The following is a 1752-nucleotide window of genomic DNA, read 5'->3' as shown; positions in this document are numbered from 1 at the left end:
ATTCCCGGAACTGTGCAAGCAGACCGACGATAACGGTCAAGGTGGCCTGCGCTTTGAAATTGATAAAAGCAGAATCAGCATCCGGTTGACGGCGCCGTATAGCGAGGAGCGACGAGAAAAAGCACGCACACAAGCCAAATTAGCTAACTTAAAATAATACACCAAGGGAATCGGCAGATTACAGACTTTATGGTAAGTAATCTCCAGAAATAAAATACAAAAAAGTGACAGCCGGAGGTGTATACCTCCGGCTGCGTGTTTACTAAAGTGTATATCAGTTCATTAGGATAGCAGCCATCCCATTAGCGGAGACATTAGGATCATTATCAGCGAAAAAGTCAGTGAGGATGTCGAGATTAGTGTGGCCCGCTGAGCAGAGGGGAATCGTTCGTTCAACAGTGCATCGGTTCGCACTTGCAGCATATCGTCGAAAAGATTGCCGATAAAGCCTCCAAGAATCATTACCAGGGGAGCTGCGTGTAGGCTCAGTACCAGTCCGCCTGCAATACCGAGCACACAAATAACCGCCACTTTCCGATAATCCCATTTTGCAACCATTGTAACTGCTTTTGCTCCCACTGCACCGCCTAAGGTGATGGCAAATAAACCAGGCCCTAACCAAACAGCACTCAGACCGTTTTCCGTCAACCTTGCTTGGAGGAAAAAGGCCGTTAGAACTGGGATGCTGCCACAAAAGGCATTGAACAACATCAGTGCAAGACTGCTGCCATTGTGAGTTAAGAAATGAAAGCTCCCTCGGAAACACCGCAGCAACCGCTGCCCCAATGTTCCATCAAATTGACGCTGCTCTGCTTCGACTTCTTTTAGGCGGAAACAAAACAGCAAACAAAGGCTTCCCATAAGCATATCTATTAGATTGGCACGGCGATAGCCCAAATATAGAGCAAGTCCTGCACACAAAGTAGCGCAGGCGGAACCGATCCGGTAGATACTGTACTCCATAGAGGAATAGGCCAGATACTTTTCTTCCTGCCCTGCAACCTTTAGGCTGTCGTACGCCAAGGCTTCTCGTGTGCCAGAGGCAAAATTGTAACCAAAGGCACTGGCAACCAAACTGACACATATTCCTGGCAAACCTTTAGAAAGGATCATTAGAAGTGCCGAGATAATAAACATAAATTGACTCAGTATCATGCACTTTTTTCGTCCAAACACATCTGAGATCACCCCAGAAGGGATTTCGAACAGCAGGCTTGCCATGTGAAACACACCCTCAGCAATGCCAATCTCTGCCAAGGAAAATCCACGAGCTGCCAGCAGTGCCACCCAGGAAGCCCCGGCAATCTGGAAGCTGCTTAAGGTGCTGATGACATAAAAATTGCGTATTTGTTTTTTGATATTGAACATAAAAATACTCCCTTTCAAATCGTGATGATTTAGAAGAAGGGAGGTGTCTTTCAGTATATATGATAATTAGTTTTACCCAAAAAAGGGCGCACCTCCCCCATAGGGTGCCTGAACATAGCCTTTCAACTGATAAATTACCTGGTTTTTCCAGCCCATGGTGCGCTCTCCTTTCTAGTTTTTCTTAATTCTACCACCATTCTTTCCCGGTGTCAACCGTAAAACCACCTATAAATATGCTGCAACTTTCCATAAGAAATACTTTTTTCAAAGTCAATAATGGAGCCGGAGGTATTTACCTCCGGCTGTGTGTTTATTTAGGTATATATCAGTTCATTCAAGACGATTTCTTCTGCTGCATTGCGGATGCTATTCATAGCCCCTACC

General features: G+C 45.5%; 1 protein-coding gene. It reads right to left on the bottom strand.

Annotated elements, in window-relative coordinates:
* Positions 1 to 282: 282 nt before the first annotated feature.
* Positions 283 to 1368 (bottom strand): MFS transporter, encoded by a 1086-nt coding sequence (locus ACJMM4_RS03840; protein WP_405383144.1) that lies wholly within the window; start codon positions 1366 to 1368, stop codon positions 283 to 285.
* Positions 1369 to 1752: the final 384 nt, after the last annotated feature.

Source organism: Phascolarctobacterium sp. (assembly GCF_045124115.1).
Lineage (GTDB): Bacteria > Bacillota > Negativicutes > Acidaminococcales > Acidaminococcaceae > Phascolarctobacterium_A.
This window is presented reverse-complemented; position numbering and strand designations above follow the sequence as displayed.